16 protein-coding genes are annotated in these 13,977 nt (G+C 65.5%); 3 read left to right on the forward strand and 13 right to left on the reverse strand.

What is annotated here, in order from left to right; genetic code table 11:
* Positions 1 to 19: 19 nt before the first annotated feature.
* Positions 20 to 775 carry an RNA methyltransferase gene (locus BMI85_RS11035; protein ID WP_078540750.1) on the reverse strand — a complete coding sequence of 252 codons (756 nt, stop codon included), beginning with the start codon at positions 773 to 775 and terminating at the stop codon, positions 20 to 22.
* A 100-nt stretch (positions 776 to 875) separates the two neighbouring features.
* On the opposite strand from BMI85_RS11035, the gene BMI85_RS11040 reads away from it, so the two are divergent.
* Positions 876 to 1,493: a thiamine phosphate synthase gene (locus BMI85_RS11040; protein ID WP_078601332.1), complete on the forward strand. Its 618-nt coding sequence runs from the start codon at positions 876 to 878 to the stop codon at positions 1,491 to 1,493.
* Entirely contained in the window at positions 1,493 to 2,167 is a 675-nt protein-coding gene (locus BMI85_RS11045; protein ID WP_078601333.1) for an AAA family ATPase, read from the forward strand. Before BMI85_RS11040 ends, BMI85_RS11045 begins: the two co-directional genes overlap by 1 nt.
* A 60-nt stretch (positions 2,168 to 2,227) precedes the next feature.
* Here BMI85_RS11045 and BMI85_RS11050 read toward each other — a convergent pair whose 3' ends face one another.
* From BMI85_RS11050 to BMI85_RS11095, 11 genes are all read right to left on the reverse strand, one after another.
* On the reverse strand, positions 2,228 to 3,601 hold the full coding sequence (locus tag BMI85_RS11050) for a cytochrome P450 (RefSeq protein WP_078601334.1): 1,374 nt from the start codon (positions 3,599 to 3,601) through the stop codon (positions 2,228 to 2,230).
* Positions 3,598 to 4,872 (reverse strand): hypothetical protein, encoded by a 1,275-nt coding sequence (locus tag BMI85_RS11055; protein ID WP_078601335.1) that lies wholly within the window; start codon positions 4,870 to 4,872, stop codon positions 3,598 to 3,600. Before BMI85_RS11055 ends, BMI85_RS11050 begins: the two co-directional genes overlap by 4 nt.
* Before the next feature lie 56 nt (positions 4,873 to 4,928).
* Positions 4,929 to 5,621, reverse strand: a complete 693-nt coding sequence (locus tag BMI85_RS11060) for a M48 family metallopeptidase (RefSeq protein WP_078521041.1) — start codon at positions 5,619 to 5,621, stop codon at positions 4,929 to 4,931.
* A gap of 34 nt (positions 5,622 to 5,655) precedes the next feature.
* A complete protein-coding gene (locus BMI85_RS11065) occupies positions 5,656 to 6,288 on the reverse strand; it encodes a DedA family protein (protein WP_078601336.1) in 633 nt (210 codons plus the stop codon).
* The gene (locus tag BMI85_RS11070) at positions 6,285 to 6,659 is read right to left on the reverse strand and encodes a hypothetical protein (protein ID WP_078601337.1); all 375 of its coding nucleotides are present in this window, start codon (positions 6,657 to 6,659) and stop codon (positions 6,285 to 6,287) included. The genes BMI85_RS11065 and BMI85_RS11070 overlap by 4 nt, the downstream gene beginning before the upstream one ends.
* A complete protein-coding gene (locus BMI85_RS11075) occupies positions 6,656 to 7,837 on the reverse strand; it encodes a VWA domain-containing protein (RefSeq protein WP_078601338.1) in 1,182 nt (393 codons plus the stop codon). The genes BMI85_RS11070 and BMI85_RS11075 overlap by 4 nt, the downstream gene beginning before the upstream one ends.
* 13 nt (positions 7,838 to 7,850) lie before the next feature.
* The gene (locus BMI85_RS21425) at positions 7,851 to 8,018 is read right to left on the reverse strand and encodes a hypothetical protein (protein ID WP_165756950.1); all 168 of its coding nucleotides are present in this window, start codon (positions 8,016 to 8,018) and stop codon (positions 7,851 to 7,853) included.
* A gap of 52 nt (positions 8,019 to 8,070) precedes the next feature.
* Positions 8,071 to 9,561, reverse strand: a complete 1,491-nt coding sequence (locus BMI85_RS11080; protein WP_078601339.1) for a DUF2927 domain-containing protein — start codon at positions 9,559 to 9,561, stop codon at positions 8,071 to 8,073.
* A 374-nt stretch (positions 9,562 to 9,935) separates the two neighbouring features.
* A complete protein-coding gene (locus tag BMI85_RS11085) occupies positions 9,936 to 10,922 on the reverse strand; it encodes a methyltetrahydrofolate cobalamin methyltransferase (RefSeq protein ID WP_078520801.1) in 987 nt (328 codons plus the stop codon).
* A complete protein-coding gene (locus tag BMI85_RS11090; protein ID WP_078601340.1) occupies positions 10,919 to 11,812 on the reverse strand; it encodes a 5,10-methylenetetrahydrofolate reductase in 894 nt (297 codons plus the stop codon). The genes BMI85_RS11085 and BMI85_RS11090 overlap by 4 nt, the downstream gene beginning before the upstream one ends.
* A gap of 14 nt (positions 11,813 to 11,826) precedes the next feature.
* Complete coding sequence (locus tag BMI85_RS11095) at positions 11,827 to 12,138, reverse strand: virulence factor (RefSeq protein ID WP_078520799.1); 312 nt, start codon at positions 12,136 to 12,138, stop codon at positions 11,827 to 11,829.
* A 315-nt stretch (positions 12,139 to 12,453) separates the two neighbouring features.
* On the opposite strand from BMI85_RS11095, the gene BMI85_RS11100 reads away from it, so the two are divergent.
* Positions 12,454 to 12,894 (forward strand): hypothetical protein, encoded by a 441-nt coding sequence (locus BMI85_RS11100; protein ID WP_078550184.1) that lies wholly within the window; start codon positions 12,454 to 12,456, stop codon positions 12,892 to 12,894.
* Between the two features lie 54 nt (positions 12,895 to 12,948).
* Here BMI85_RS11100 and BMI85_RS11105 read toward each other — a convergent pair whose 3' ends face one another.
* The gene (locus BMI85_RS11105; protein WP_078520797.1) at positions 12,949 to 13,863 is read right to left on the reverse strand and encodes a LysR family transcriptional regulator; all 915 of its coding nucleotides are present in this window, start codon (positions 13,861 to 13,863) and stop codon (positions 12,949 to 12,951) included.
* Between the last annotated feature and the right edge of the window lie 114 nt (positions 13,864 to 13,977).

Raw genomic sequence — 13,977 nt, forward strand, 5'->3', positions numbered from 1 at the left:
CGGCGTCTTTGACCAAGCGTCAGTCGCGCGGGCGGAGAATTTGTCGCAGAGCGCCGTGCAGCGTCTGCACCTCCGAGCGCGTCATCGCGAAACGCGTCCACATGTTGCGCAGGTTGCGCTTCATCATCGGCGCTTTCGCGGGCGGGTGGAAGAAGCCTGCCTCCTCGAGCCGCTGCTCGAAGTGATCGCCCAGCTTCTCGACCTCGACCGCGCTCGCCGGATCATGGCCCGCAAGCCCCGGATCGACCGGCACCGACTCGAGCGTGTGGCGCGAATATTCATAGGCCGACAACAGCACCGCCTGCGCGAGGTTGAGCGAGAAGAATTCCGGGTTCACCGGCACGGTGATGATCGCATTGGCGCGCAGGATGTCGTCATTCTCCAGCCCCGTGCGCTCGGGCCCGAAAAGCACGCCGACCTTCTGGCCCGCGACGATGCGTTTGCGCGCCTCCTCCATCGCCGCCTCGGGCGTGTAGATCGGTTTGGGCAATTCACGGCCCCGCGCGGTGGTCGCGAAGACGTAATCGCAATCGGCCACGGCGTCCGCCACGCTGTCATAGACGCCCGCGAAGTCGAGCACCTGACCGGCTGCACCCGAGGCCATCGCCACCGCTTTGGGGTTGGGCCAGCCGTCGCGCGGCTCCACCAGCCGCATCTTGCGCAGCGAGAAGTTCAGCATCGCGCGCGCCGCCGCCCCGATATTCTCGCCCATCTGCGGACGCACGAGGATGAAGGCGGGCTGGGCGGGATCGGGAATTTCGGGCGTGTTGGGCATGGGCGGTCCTTTCGCGCCTCTCCTAGTCGCGCAAGCTGGCACTGGCAAGGCCGCGCCGCTTGCGTTAATAGGCGGCCAAGACCCGCAAAGGAGCCTGCCCATGGCCGAAGACCGCCCGCAGATTTACCTGATCACGCCGCCCGCTTTCGACGCCGAGGAATTCGCGCCGAAACTGGCCTCGGTGCTCGATGCGCATGACATCGCCTGCATCCGCCTGTCGCTGGCCAGCCGCGACGAATACGAGATCGGTCGGATCGCCGATGCGATGCGCGAAGTGGCCCATGCCCGCGACGTGGCGCTGGTGATCGAATCCCATGTCGCTCTGGTGGAACGCCACGGGCTCGACGGGGTGCATTTCACCGATGGCGCGAAGCAGATCCGCTACGGCCGCAAGAAACTTGGCGACGATGCGATCGTCGGCAGTTACTGCGGCAATTCCCGTCACGAGGGGATGAACGCGGGCGAGGCGGGGGCCGACTATGTCTGCTTCGGCCCGATCGGCGAGACCAATCTGGGCACGGCGGAACCCGCCGAACATGAGCTGTTCGCCTGGTGGTCGGAAGTGATCGAAGTGCCGGTGGTGGCCGAGGGCGCGCTGACCGAAGAATTGGTCACGAAATTCGCCCCCGTCACCGACTGGTTTGCCTTCGGCGACGAGGTCTGGCGCGAAGCCGACCCGGCCGCAGCTCTGGGACGGTTCATCAAGGCGATGTCGTGATGCCGGATTGGCTCGGCGATAGCGACGGCCCGATGGGCGATCACGGGGCCTTCATGGAGAGCGAGCTGCAGGTGCCGCGCGCCGATTTGGCCTCGCATATCCGCCAGCTTCCGGGCGAGCGGCTGCTGATCGGGCTGGTCGGCGGCCCCGGTGCGGGCAAGTCGCATCTTGCGCATGAGCTGGCCGAGGCGCTCGGAGAGCAATCGGCCATCGTCGCGATGGATGGATTTCACCGCGACAATGACTGGCTCGACGCACGCGGCTTGCGCAACGTGAAGGGCGCGCCGGAAACCTTTGACACAGAAGGGTTTTCGCAGCTTCTTGCGCGGCTGAAGTCGAGCCGCCAGAACGAACCCGTGCCGACCTTCGACCGCGATCTGGACGCCACCGTTCCGGGCGGCGCAAGCGTGCCGGGCTCGGCGAAATATCTGATCGTCGAAGGCAATTACCTGCTGCTGACGCGGCCCGGTTGGAGCGATCTCTACCCGCTCTTCGATCTCACGATCCGCATCGATCTGCCCGAAGAAGTGCTGCGCGAGCGGCTGACCCAACGCTGGCGCGATCAGGGCTGCGATCTTGCCGAGACGCGTCGCCGCGTCGAGGAAAACGACCTACCCAATGGCCGCACCATCGCGCGCGAGAGCCGCGCCGCAGATCTGGTCGTGCGCGACTGATCCCTTCGGCTGGGCCGAAATATCCCGGGGGCTGGCAGAGCCAGCGGGGGCAGAGCCCCTTCAACGCTTTGAAATCATGAGGTAAATCCCGTCCTTGCCGCGCACCGTCAGATGCGCGACGGGGACCGGTTCGCGGCCCTCGACAGCCTCGAACCGAAACGCCCGCAGCAGCATCGCGAGCACAAGCGGCCCCTCCGCCATCGCAAACCCCGCGCCGGGACAGACCCGCGCGCCGGAGGAGAACGGGATATAGGCGCGGCGCTGGCAGGCCTTGCCGTTCTCGGTCTCCCAGCGGCTCGGGTCGAACCCGTCGGGATTGTCCCAGAGCCGCTCGTGGCGATGCAGGTGCCACGGTGAGATCACCACCTGAGACCCCGGTTTGACCGCGCGCTTGCGGAAGGTTTCCGGGCAGGTCGCCTCGCGCACGAACATCGGGACGGGCGGGTAAAGCCGCATCGCTTCGCGGAAAGCGGCGCGGTTCAACTTCAGCTTGGAAAGCGTGGAAAAGTCTTGGCTTTCTTCCAGCGCGGTCGCTGCCTCTTCGGCCAACCGGTCCTGCCATTCGGGATCCGTCGCCAGCAGATAGAGCGACCATGCCAGCGCCGAGGCGGAGGTCTCGTGGCCCGCGAGAAAGAAGATCGCGACCTGATCGACCATCTCGGCGGTGTCAAAGGTCTCGCCGGTTTCGGGATCGGCGGTGGTCATGATCTTGGTCGCCAGATCGTCGGGCGCGGTGCCGGCGGCGATCCGGGCGGCGCGCTCTGTCGTCAGCCGCTCGATCAGCGCGCGGATACGGGCCGCGGTGCGTTTCGTCTCGCGCGCGTGAAACCGCGGAAACCAGCGCGGCAGCGGCAGCAGCGCACCGAGATTGACCACCGGGGAGGCGCGTTGATGGCGCTTGAAAGCGGCGAACACGGCGCTGGCGGTCGCATCCTCGATCGGGATCGAGAACAGGGTGCGGAAGATGATATCGGCGGCGACGTGAGAGGTTTCCGTTTCAATATCAAACGGTTCGGCGTCGGTCTTCATATTCAACCGATCGACGCAATCCTCACCCGCCGCCCACATCGCGGGGAAGGTCTCGCGCAGTTTGCCGCCTTCGAAGGCCGGGTCGATGATCCGGCGCTGGCGCTGCCATTGCGCGCCATTGGTGATGAAGACGCTCTCGCGCAGAAGCGGTTTCAGCCCCTCGCGCACGCGGTCGGATTTCGGGAAATCCATCGGGCGTTTGTTGAGCACCAGATCGACCAGATCGGGGTCGTTGCACATATAGGAGCGGAAGAACGGCGTGCGGAACTCGGCCATCCATGCGCGGTAGAGACGCGCGGGCTGGGCCGAGAGGATGTCGGATTTGAACAGCCGGAAATAGCGCCAGAGCGAGACGCGATCCGGGCGCGGGGTCGGTTTCGGGGGCAGGCGGGACGGCTGGCTCATGTGACGCTCGTGAACCGGTTCGCGGGCGTCGTGATCCGGCTTTTCGACGGGGCGCGACCGTGGAAGCGTTCGGCCAGCGTCAGCGGCCCGGCGGTCAGGCGGAAATAATCGTAATCTCCGGGCCGGTCGAAGGCGCAGAGATACTGGAAATGCAGCCGGAAGAAGCGCCAGCGGAGGGTGCGCCAGCGCTCGGGGCTCAGCGTCTGGGTGAAGGCGGCGGAGATTACCAGCGGGTGGATCTGGCCCTCCGGGGCCACGCCCGAGACCGCAACCGGATCGCAGAGCGCGAAGGCGCAGCCATCGCCCGGCGCGGTCACGTCGAGCCAGAACAGCTCGGGCCGGGTGGAGAGGTAGGCGAGATCGGCGCGCAGGCGGGTCGCGCGGGGCAGGTAGCTCACCATCGGGACGACCTGACCGAGCGACAGGAAGGAAAGCGCTGGGGGCGCTGCCCCCCGGCCTGACGGCCTCCCCCCGGGATATTTTTGCCAAGAGGAAGGGGGGAGGCGGTTCTCGCGGATCAGGTCGGCGAGGATCGAGACGGCGAGATGGGCGCCCGAGGAATGGCCGACGATCAGCACCTCGTCCCAGTCCTCGCGCATCGCCTCTTCAATGCGGGCGGCGAATTCGGCCATGCGGGCTTCGAGTTCGGGCGGGTTCGCGCCGCCCCAGCGGGCGGTGAAGGCGTAGTCATGCATCAGGTAATAGGCGAAGAGCTTGCCGTCCTTGGCCCGGAACCAGCGCAAGGTCAGGGCTAGGATCGCGGCGGCGAGGATGAGGCCCGCGAGCCAGTCGAGCGGGAAGCCGGGCAGGAGCGCCGATGCGAGTGCGGCACCGGCCCAGCCGAGGCCGATCCCGATCAGCGCCTGCACGATCAGCGCGACGATCGGGTAGAGCGCGGCGATCACCGGGCCTTTGCGCAGCCGCATCAGTCGGAACAGCGCGCCGGAGGCGATATAGGCCCAGGCCGTGCGGACCAGTTGCGCGTAGGTCGCGGGGATCGACTTGCCCATGGATGAGCGCACGATATCGGACCAGACGAGCACCTCGACATCGGCCTCGACCTCGGCGCCACCCTGCGTCGACGTGACGTGCCAGCCATAGTGGCCACCTGCGCGTTTCGGGGCCAGCGCGATCTCGTAGCCCGAGATGCGGGCTTGGTCTGCGCCTTCCTTGCGGTAGAGCTCGCGGTAGCGGCGGGGATGAATCGGGTCGTAGCCGGGGATGTAGAACACCCGGCGCCTGTGCACCCGCGCTAGAGACCCGCTTGTCATTCACTGCCCTTCCTCGCGGGCAGATTAGCGGCCCTGCGCGGCGAAAGTAAGGAAAATCAGTGCTCTGCGCGCGACCAGCGCAGCTGGTTCGCCTCAATGGCGGCGATGCGCTTTTCGGTCTTTGGGTGGGTCAGCAGCCAGGCGGGCGTGGTCTGGCCCGCGTTCTTGGTCAGCGCGTCGAGCTTGTGGAACAGCGTGACCTGCGGCTCGGTGCCGAAGCCCGCCTTGATCATCAGCGCGGAGGCAAACTCATCCGCCTCGAACTCGTCGCGCTGGCTGAGGCGGGCGGCGAGTGCTGCGGTGATCAGATTGGCGATCCACGGGCCGATGAAGGGGATGAAGCGGCCAAGCACCGTCATCAGCACGGCGCGCAGGGCGTTCTGGCCTGAGAAGTCGATCATGCGGCGGCGCGAATGGCCCAAGGCGACATGGCCCAGCTCATGCGCGATCACCGAGGTCAGTTCCTCCGGGGATACCTCACCGCTGCGATATTTGCGCATGAAGCCTTCGGTGATGAAGACGCGGCCATCGGGGGCGGCGAGACCGTTCACCGGCTCGATCTGATAGACATGGACCGGAATTTCCGAGACCTCGAGCGCAGCGGCGAGCCGGTCGAGATAGGGCTCCAGCTTGCTGTCGCGCAACCGGCGCGAATTCCCGTTCAGCTGGCGTTTGAGTTGCCAGGTCGAGAAATGCCACATGGCGAAGCCGTAGAGGACCAGCAGCAGGATGGGGAGAAGGCGCAACAACATGGGAAGGATATGGCGGCTCGCAGGCCCGTGATCAAGCGTCGTGATCAGGCGTCGGATCGGAGGCTTTGGGGGCGCGCTTGGCCGCATGCCACAGCCACCAGCCGAAGGCGAAGGCGGCAGCACCCGCGCCCAGCAGCCCCAGCGCGTTGCCCGCAAGCTCGGCCGCGGCGTCCAGATTGGCCCCGAAAGTGATGCCGAGGCCCACATAGGTGGTGACCCAGACCGCTTCGCCCGCGAGATCGGCCAGGGTGAAGCGGCGATGCGCGAAGCCGGACGCGCCGGCGGCGAGGTTCACCCAAGGCCCGAGCGCGGAGAACATCCAGCGGGTGAAGAACACTGTGACCGCGCCGCGCTTGCGCAGGGCGGCCATCGCTTTCGCGACCAGTGCACCGCGTTTCGTGTCGGGATGGGGCAGGAAGCGCTCGGCCCGGCGGCCCAGTTGGAAGCCCACCTGATCGCCGATCACCGCGCCGGTGAAGGCCGCGCCGCCGACGGTCGCGAGGTCGAGATCGCCCGAGGCCACGAAGGCGCCGCTTGCGATCATCATCAGCGAGGAGGGGGCCGGAATCGCGAGGCAGCTCAGGAAGGTCGTGAGACCGAGAAGCCACGGCCCGTAGAGCGGCACCTGTGCGAGCAGCCAATCTGAGAGGTCGGAGAAGCTCATTGCTGCGGCTGCGCCTCTTTATCGGCGATGGTCTTGGGCAGGCCGAGCGAGAGTTTGCGGATCAGGTCCTGCAGCGGCTCGCCCTTGGCCTTTGCGATACGTTCCAGGGTCGGGCGGCCCGCGCCGACCAGCGCACGCCCATCCTTGATGCCGAGGATCGCGTCGACCTCCTCGATCTCCAGATGCCAGCTGCGCGCGATATAGCCCGGCGTCATCCATTCCTCGGGGCTTTGATGCAGATGGGCGGGGTCGGACCAGTAGATCGCGCGCGAGACGAACCTCGCGCCGAAGAACAGCGACAGCGCGACCGCGAGGATGAAGCCCAGCGAGGCGATCTTGTGATGCCCCCAGAGGTAGCGCAGCCGGTTCATCCGAGTTCCTTCATTGCCGCGGTGATCCCTTCGAGGGTCAGCGGATGCATCCGGTTCTCGAAGATCTCGCGAATGATCTGGATCGACTGCGTGTAGCCCCAGCCGCGTTCCGGGATCGGGTTGAGCCATGTGTGATCGGGCCATTGCTCGCGCGCACGGGTCAGCCAGACATGGCCCGCCTCGTCGTTCCAATGCTCGTTGGCGCCGCCGCGATGGGTGATCTCATAGGGAGACATCGAGGCGTCGCCCACGAAAATGCATTTGTAATCGGGACCATAGCGATGCAGCACGTCCAAGGTCGGCGTCGCCTCGTTCCAGCGGCGCTTGTTCGATTTCCAGACGCCCTCGTAGAGGCAATTGTGGAAATACCAGTGCTCGAGATGTTTGAACTCGGACTTGGCCGCGGAGAACAGTTCCTCCACCAGCTGCACATGGGCGTCCATCGAGCCGCCCACATCGAGAAACAGCACGACCTTCACCGCATTGTGTCGCTCGGGGCGGGTTTTGACGTCGATATAGCCCGCTTCGGCCGAGGCGCGGATCGTGCCGGGCAGGTCCAGTTCTTCGTTCGCGCCGTGCCGCGCCCATTGGCGCAGGCGTTTCAGCGCTACCTTGATGTTGCGGGTGCCCAGTTCGACCGTGTCGTCGAAATCGCGGAACTCGCGCTTGTCCCAGACCTTCACGGCGCGCTGGTGGCGGCTCTCTTTCTGGCCGATGCGGACGCCTTCGGGGTTGTAGCCGTAAGCGCCGAAGGGCGAGGTGCCCCCCGTTCCGATCCATTTGTTGCCGCCCTGATGGCGGCCTTTCTGCTCCTCGAGCCGCTTCTTCAGCGTCTCCATCAGATTGTCGAACCCGCCAAGCGCCTCTATCTGCGCTTTCTCTTCCTCGGTGAGGTGTTTCTCCAGTTGTTTGCGCAGCCATTCCTCGGGCAGATCGACGGCATTGAGCACATCGTCCGGCGTGATCGCCTCCAGCCCAGAGAAGGCCTCGGAGAACGCCCGGTCGAAACGATCGAGGAAGCGTTCGTCCTTCACCATCGCGGCGCGGGCGAAATAGTAGAAGCCGTCGATATCGTAGGTGCAAAGCCCCGCGGCCAGCCCTTCGAGGAAGCTCAGATATTCGCGTAGAGATACGGGGACACCGCCGCGCCGAAGAGCATCGAAGAATGGCAGGAACATCGCCGCCCTCCGATTATGCCCAGATGCGGTTGATGATCACGGTGACGAAGAGGCCCACCAGCGCCAGCCCGATCGCATGGACGGCGGCATATTGCGCCCGGTCGAGCTTGTTGCCGCCGCGTTTGCGGGCCTTCCAGTCGCCCCAGATCAGCCCGATCACGACACCTGCCAGAACATACATGCTGCGCCCCCTTACGGTCTTGGTCCGGGCGCGCCCGGTCCGCCTTTTGCGGTCAGTTCACGCGAGCGCCCGCATTGGCGAGGGCCGCCACCTCATCCGCGCGGCGTTTCACCGCCGCGTCAGAGCCAAAGCCATAGCGCGCCCATTGCTGCATGTCGAGACGGGCCTGATGTTCCTGCGTCGCGTCACCCAGTTGGCCATAGGCTTCGGCGCGGATCATGTAGAGCGTGGCCATCAGCGAGGCGTTCTCGCTCGACACATCCGAGGCCAGCGCGCGGTTCACCAGCGACACTGCCTCCTGCGCGCGACCCGTGCCAAGCGCGTAGGCCGCAAGCTGCATGTCGATATGTGCGGCCTGAATTTCCGCGCCCGGTGTCGCGCGATAGATCCGGCCCGCTTTCTTATAGGCCTCGACCGCTTTCTCGGGATCGGTCTTCATCGTCAGCCGCCCGACCGCGAACCACGCGAAGGCGGCGCGGCTGTCATGCCAGCCCCGGCTGGTAGCGATCTTGGTGGCGCGTTCGGCAGCGGCGCGGCGGCGCTTGTCGCTCGCGCCTTGGCCGAGCGCGGTGGTGATCGCCTTCACATAGGCGCGCGGCGTCGGATCGGCGGGCAGGGCGTGCATCGAACCGCCCGACGGGTGGATCTTCGACAGGATCGCGGGCAGGGCCGCGCGCACTTCGGCGGGGCTCATGCCGGTATGCAGTGCCGGATCGTAATAGGCGCGCAGGATCGTCATGTCGAACTTGGTCAGCACGGTGTGGAAATTGTCGTCGTTCCAGACCGTGTCGGGCAGGCGGTAGAGATCGTTTACCGGCCCGAGCGCCTGGCTGACCTCCTCGTGCAGGCAGTCGCGGATTTCCTGCGGCGTGGAGTCGGCCGGGATGAACACGGTGGCGGATTGGCGTTGCGTCAGCTTGGCCCAATCGCTCGCCTCGTCGCCATGCGAATTGCGGTAATCCGTCCAGCTCTCGACATTCGGCACCACGAAGCAGGCGACGTTGGGAACCTCTTGGCGCATCTGCCGTTTGGGTACGAATTGCACCGAGATCGTGTTGGCATTGCCCGGCTCGGTCGAGACGTTCAGCCCCGCCTCGCTCTGCAGCCGGTGGACCAGATGGCCAAGCTCGGTCTGCGCCACGGGCGGCGCGTTGCCCGCCAGCGTGATCGAGACCGGGCCTTCGAACCGGGTGAAACGCGGCAGGGCGCGACCGGATTCGAGGAAGAAGCTGAGCTCCATGAAGTCGGCGCCCAGATGGCTGTTATCGGGGAGCCGCTCAGACGGGGGACCGTTCTTGAGCCCCGGCGCCAGATCGGGCGCGGACAGGTCGAGCAACTGGGCCGTGCCGCGGGCCGTCGTCACTTCGGGGCTGTTGGTCGAACAGGCGGCGAGGGCGCCCGCGATGATCAGCGCAGCAAGCGTGCCCGCCCGCGCCGCAGCACGTCCGGGGGACGCGCCTGTCAGCAGGCCTGAGCGCGGTGCCGTCCCGAGGCGCGTTGGCGCCGGGGAGGCCGCGCTGAGCGGTTTGAATGCTAAGCGCATGGCAGCGTGTGATCCCTGTTCGTTGCCGCAAAGGTACACATACGGGTTTAAGCCCGACCAGTAAATCTTTGCCTTATAATTGGAATTTTGACCCTGCGCGCCCTGAAGCGGCGACATCCCGCCGGTTTGCTGCACAGCCAAGGCTGCAAAGCGCTGAACGAGACGGTTTCTGTGCGTGGGCGCTCGGATTGATCACGGATCCGCGAATCGCGCCGTGATCATCGCCATTGTCGCGAAAATGCGGACAAAGTGTGCCTGTTTGCGCAACAATCGTCGCTGGATGGGCCGCAAATCCGGCTTGGACGAAACGCGATGCGCAAAATGCGAAACGCCCGGAGCGAGCCCCGGGCGTTCGACTGTCTTCGTGGATCGGATCAGGCGCGGCGGCGGCGCCCGCCACGACGCCCACCGGCGGAGGAGGTGGCCGCGGCTGCCGAGGCTTCGGCGAAGCTGAGACCGCCCTCTTTCATCGCGTCGAGCGTCTTCGACAGGCGGATCCATTCCATCCCGTTCGGGTCGTGGTTCATCAGCAGGTTGGCGGCGCGGATCGCCTCCATCTCCTGATTGCGCACCGGGTTCATGATCGCCGAGGTCATGCCCGCGCCGATCGCCATCGGCAGGTAGGCCCCGTTGATCCCGTGGCGGTTCGGCAGGCCGAAGGAGATGTTCGACGCGCCGCAGGTGGTGTTCACGCCCAGCTCGTCGCGCAGGCGATTGACCAGCGTGAAGACCTGACGGCCCGCGGAGGCCATCGCGCCCACCGGCATCACCAGCGGATCGACCACGATGTCATGCGCGGGGATGCCGAAATCGGCGGCACGCTCGACGATCTTCTTGGCCACGGCGAAGCGCACGTCGGGATCTTCGGAAATCCCCGTGTCGTCGTTCGAGATCGCGACGACCGGCACGTTGTATTTCTTCACCAGCGGCAGAACCAGTTCCAGACGCTCTTCCTCGCCGGTGACCGAGTTCAGAAGCGGGCGGCCTTCGGCGGCTTCGAGACCTGCTTCGAGAGCCGCCGGGACCGAGCTGTCGATGCACAGCGGCACATCGATCACGCCCTGCACGCAGTTGATCAGATCGCGCATCAGCGAGGGTTCGACGAAGTTGTTGTCCGCATAGCGCGGGTCTTCGGCCATCTTGTTCGAGAACACCGCGCCCGAGTTGATGTCCAGAACCGTGGCGCCGCAGGCGACCTGCTCGAGCGCGTCTTTTTCGACGGTCGAGAAATCGCCTTGCTCCAGCTCGGCGGCGAGCTTCTTGCGGCCCGTGGGGTTGATCCGCTCACCGATGACGCAGAAGGGCTCGTCAAAGCCGATCACGACGGTTTTGGTTTTGGACTCAAGGACGGTGCGGGTCATTCATGGCCTCTCTGTTCGGCGATCCAATTGGCTGTGGCGGTGATACCGCCCAGCGGGAAGAAATGCACGGCTTCGATATTCGACGGGCAATCGGCGGCCAGATCGGCCAGCAATTCGGTCGGCTCGAAGGGCATGAGCAGCTTGGTCACGTCGCGGGCGCGCTTTTGCAGCACTTTCAGCGAGGGTCCGACGCCGCAGGCGATGGCGAATTTCAAGAGCGTCTGCAGTTTCGCGGGGCCTGCGATGCCCAGATGGACCGGCATTTCGATGCCGTTGGCCTCGAGGCGCTTGGCCCAGTCGCGGATCGGACCGGCCTCGAAGGCGAATTGCGTGGCGATCGCCATATCCGCGTCGGTGCGGTTCGCGAAATCCTGCTTGAGCTTCAGCGCGGCCATCACCTCGGCCTCGCCGCCTTTGGGGTCGATGTCGCGGTTGCCCTCGGGGTGGCCGGCGACGTGCAGACGGGCGAAGCCGTCGAACGCGCCGGTCTCGATCATCTGCATCGCGCAGTGGAATTCGCCCTTCGGCTCGGCCACGCCGCCGCCCAGTAGCAGTGCCTGCTCGACGCCTGCCTCGCCGCGATAGCGCGCGACCCAGTCGTTGAGCTGTGCCTCGTCGCGGATGATGCGCGCGGGGAAATGCGGCATCGGCTCGAAACCCTCTTCGCGCAGACGCTTGGCGGTGGCGAGCATCTCCTCGATCGGGGTGCCGTCGATATGGGCGATATAGACGCGGGAGCCCTTCGCGAACAAAGGCGCGAAGCTTTCCACCTTGGCGGCGGTGCGGGGCATCACCTCGACCGAGGCGCCCTCCAGCAGAGCCGCCATCTTGCCGTTCACCGGCGGACGGGCCGGGGTCTTGGCCTCGCGGCGGAAATTCACAAGAGCCATGCGCCTATTCTCCCTTACGCGTCGGGCTGGGTGTTCCAGCCGTCATTGGCAATCAACGCACGCAACCGCGCGTCGTCATAGTCAGAGAGAATACGCGCCAGCACGGCTTCGGCCGCTTCGGCATCGTCGCCGGGCTCTTCACCCGAAGCCACCTTGCGCCACTCGGCCAGATAGGCGTCGCTGTCGCGGGCGCCGATCTTCATAGCCGCGCGGTCGATCGCCTGCTCGAACCGTTCGGGCAGCGGTTTCTTGACGCCACGCCGTCCCTTGCCCGCAATGATTTGGGCCGGGATGTCACGCCAATAGACCAAGGTGATCTGTGCCATGCGAATCTCTCCTCGTATGCGCAGAATTGCCCGAAACCGACGCGGGACAGGGTGGATTTTCGACATTCCGTCGCGGCTGAGCGACGTGCCGGTGACTGTGGGGCAGGTGATAGCAGCCGGGCAGGGGGCTGGGCCACCTCTGTGCATCGGAATAATCCGCGCCAAGATCATGAGCGTCGCTCAAGCTGCCTGCGGCACAAACGCCGCGCGGCGATCTGGCACATTCTGTGACGCGCCGCACTGTCTACATCCTCCGGGCAACCCGAAAACAGGCCGCCCATCTGTTGTGCGGCCAAGTCAGAGAGATGATCCGAGATGACCAAGACCTCCATTCTGATCGCGGCGCTGTTCACCGCGCTCCCCTTCGCCGCTCAGGCAGAGACCCCCGGCGAGCAGTTCATGTCCACTTGGGATCTCGATGGCGACGGCACGGCCACGCTGGCCGAGCTGGAGCAGATGCGCTCGGATGTCTTCGCGTCTTTCGATGCCAATGAAGACGGCAAGCTCGACGCCGAGGAGCACGCGGTCTTCGACGAGGCGCGCGCCAATGACGTGGCGGGCTACGAGGGTCAGCAGCGCGCGCAGATGCAGAAGATGGCAGATGGCATGACGATGGCCGCGACCGATGCCGATGGCGACAAGCTGGTGACGCTGGCCGAGTTCCAGACCAGCACGGCCAAGTGGTTCGCCCAGCTCGACAAGAATGCCAATGGCGGGATCACCATCGACGATTTCGCGCGCAAGCCCGCACAGTAATGCCCGCACAGGAATGACAGCGCCACGACGCCCGGTCGCTTTGCGGTCGGGTGGTCAGGTGCTGGTGGCAGTGATCCGGGGCAGGAACTCTGCACGGTTCTTCGAGACTTCCTCGGCGATGAAGCGCATCGCGGCACGAACGCGGGCGATCTCGTGCAGGTCTTCATGGGTCACCAGCCAGAAGGTGCGGCGGATCTCGATCTCGTCGGGCAGGATCGGCACCAGCTTCGTCGAATGGCGGGCGAGGAAGTCGGGCAGCACCGCGATCCCGCGTCCGGCCTCCGCGACATGCTTATGCGCGAAGAGGTTGGTCGAGGACAGGCGCGGCGTGTGATCGCCCAGCGTGACCGACAGGTAATCCAGCTCCGGCGTGTAGATCAGCTCGGGGATATAGCCGACCAGCGGGTGCTTCAGCAGATCCTCCTTGCGGTTGATCCCCGGATTGCGGGCGAGGTAATCGGGGGACGCATAGAAATGCAGCGTGTATTCGGTGAGCTTGCGTGACACGAGCCGCCCCTTTTCGGGCCGCGACAGGGTGATCGCGATATCCGCCTCGCGCTTGGACAGCGAGAACAGCCGCGGCGTGGCGACCAGCTGCGCCTCCAGTTCGGGATTGGCCTTGATGAATTCGGCCAGACGCGGCGCGAGGAAGAACGCCCCGAACGCATCGGGCGCGCCGATCCGCACCGTGCCGGACAGCGCATAGAGCGTGCCCGAGAGTTCATCCTGCACGCGGGCTGCGACATTCTCGATTTGCTCGGCCTTCGCCAGAAGCCGCTCGCCATGTTCCGAGAGCGCATAGCCGCGCGGGCTACGCTCGAACAATTGCGCGCCAAGCTGGGTCTCCAGAGATTTGACCCGACGTGATACAGTGGCATGATCGGTGCCCATCGCACGGGCTGCGACGGTCAGGCGACCGGCCCGGGCCACCGAAAGAAAGAATCGGAGATCGTCCCAATCGAAGCTCATTGACGGTCCTTTTTGCGGTCTCGTGTCGGAAAAACGGGAGATATGGGCATTTTCGCACATGCGTTTGGCAATACGTGGCATGGTCGCGTGCATTTTCCCACCTAGCCTTTTGCA

The organism is Thioclava sp. DLFJ4-1, assembly GCF_002020145.1.
Taxonomy (GTDB): domain Bacteria; phylum Pseudomonadota; class Alphaproteobacteria; order Rhodobacterales; family Rhodobacteraceae; genus Thioclava; species Thioclava sediminum.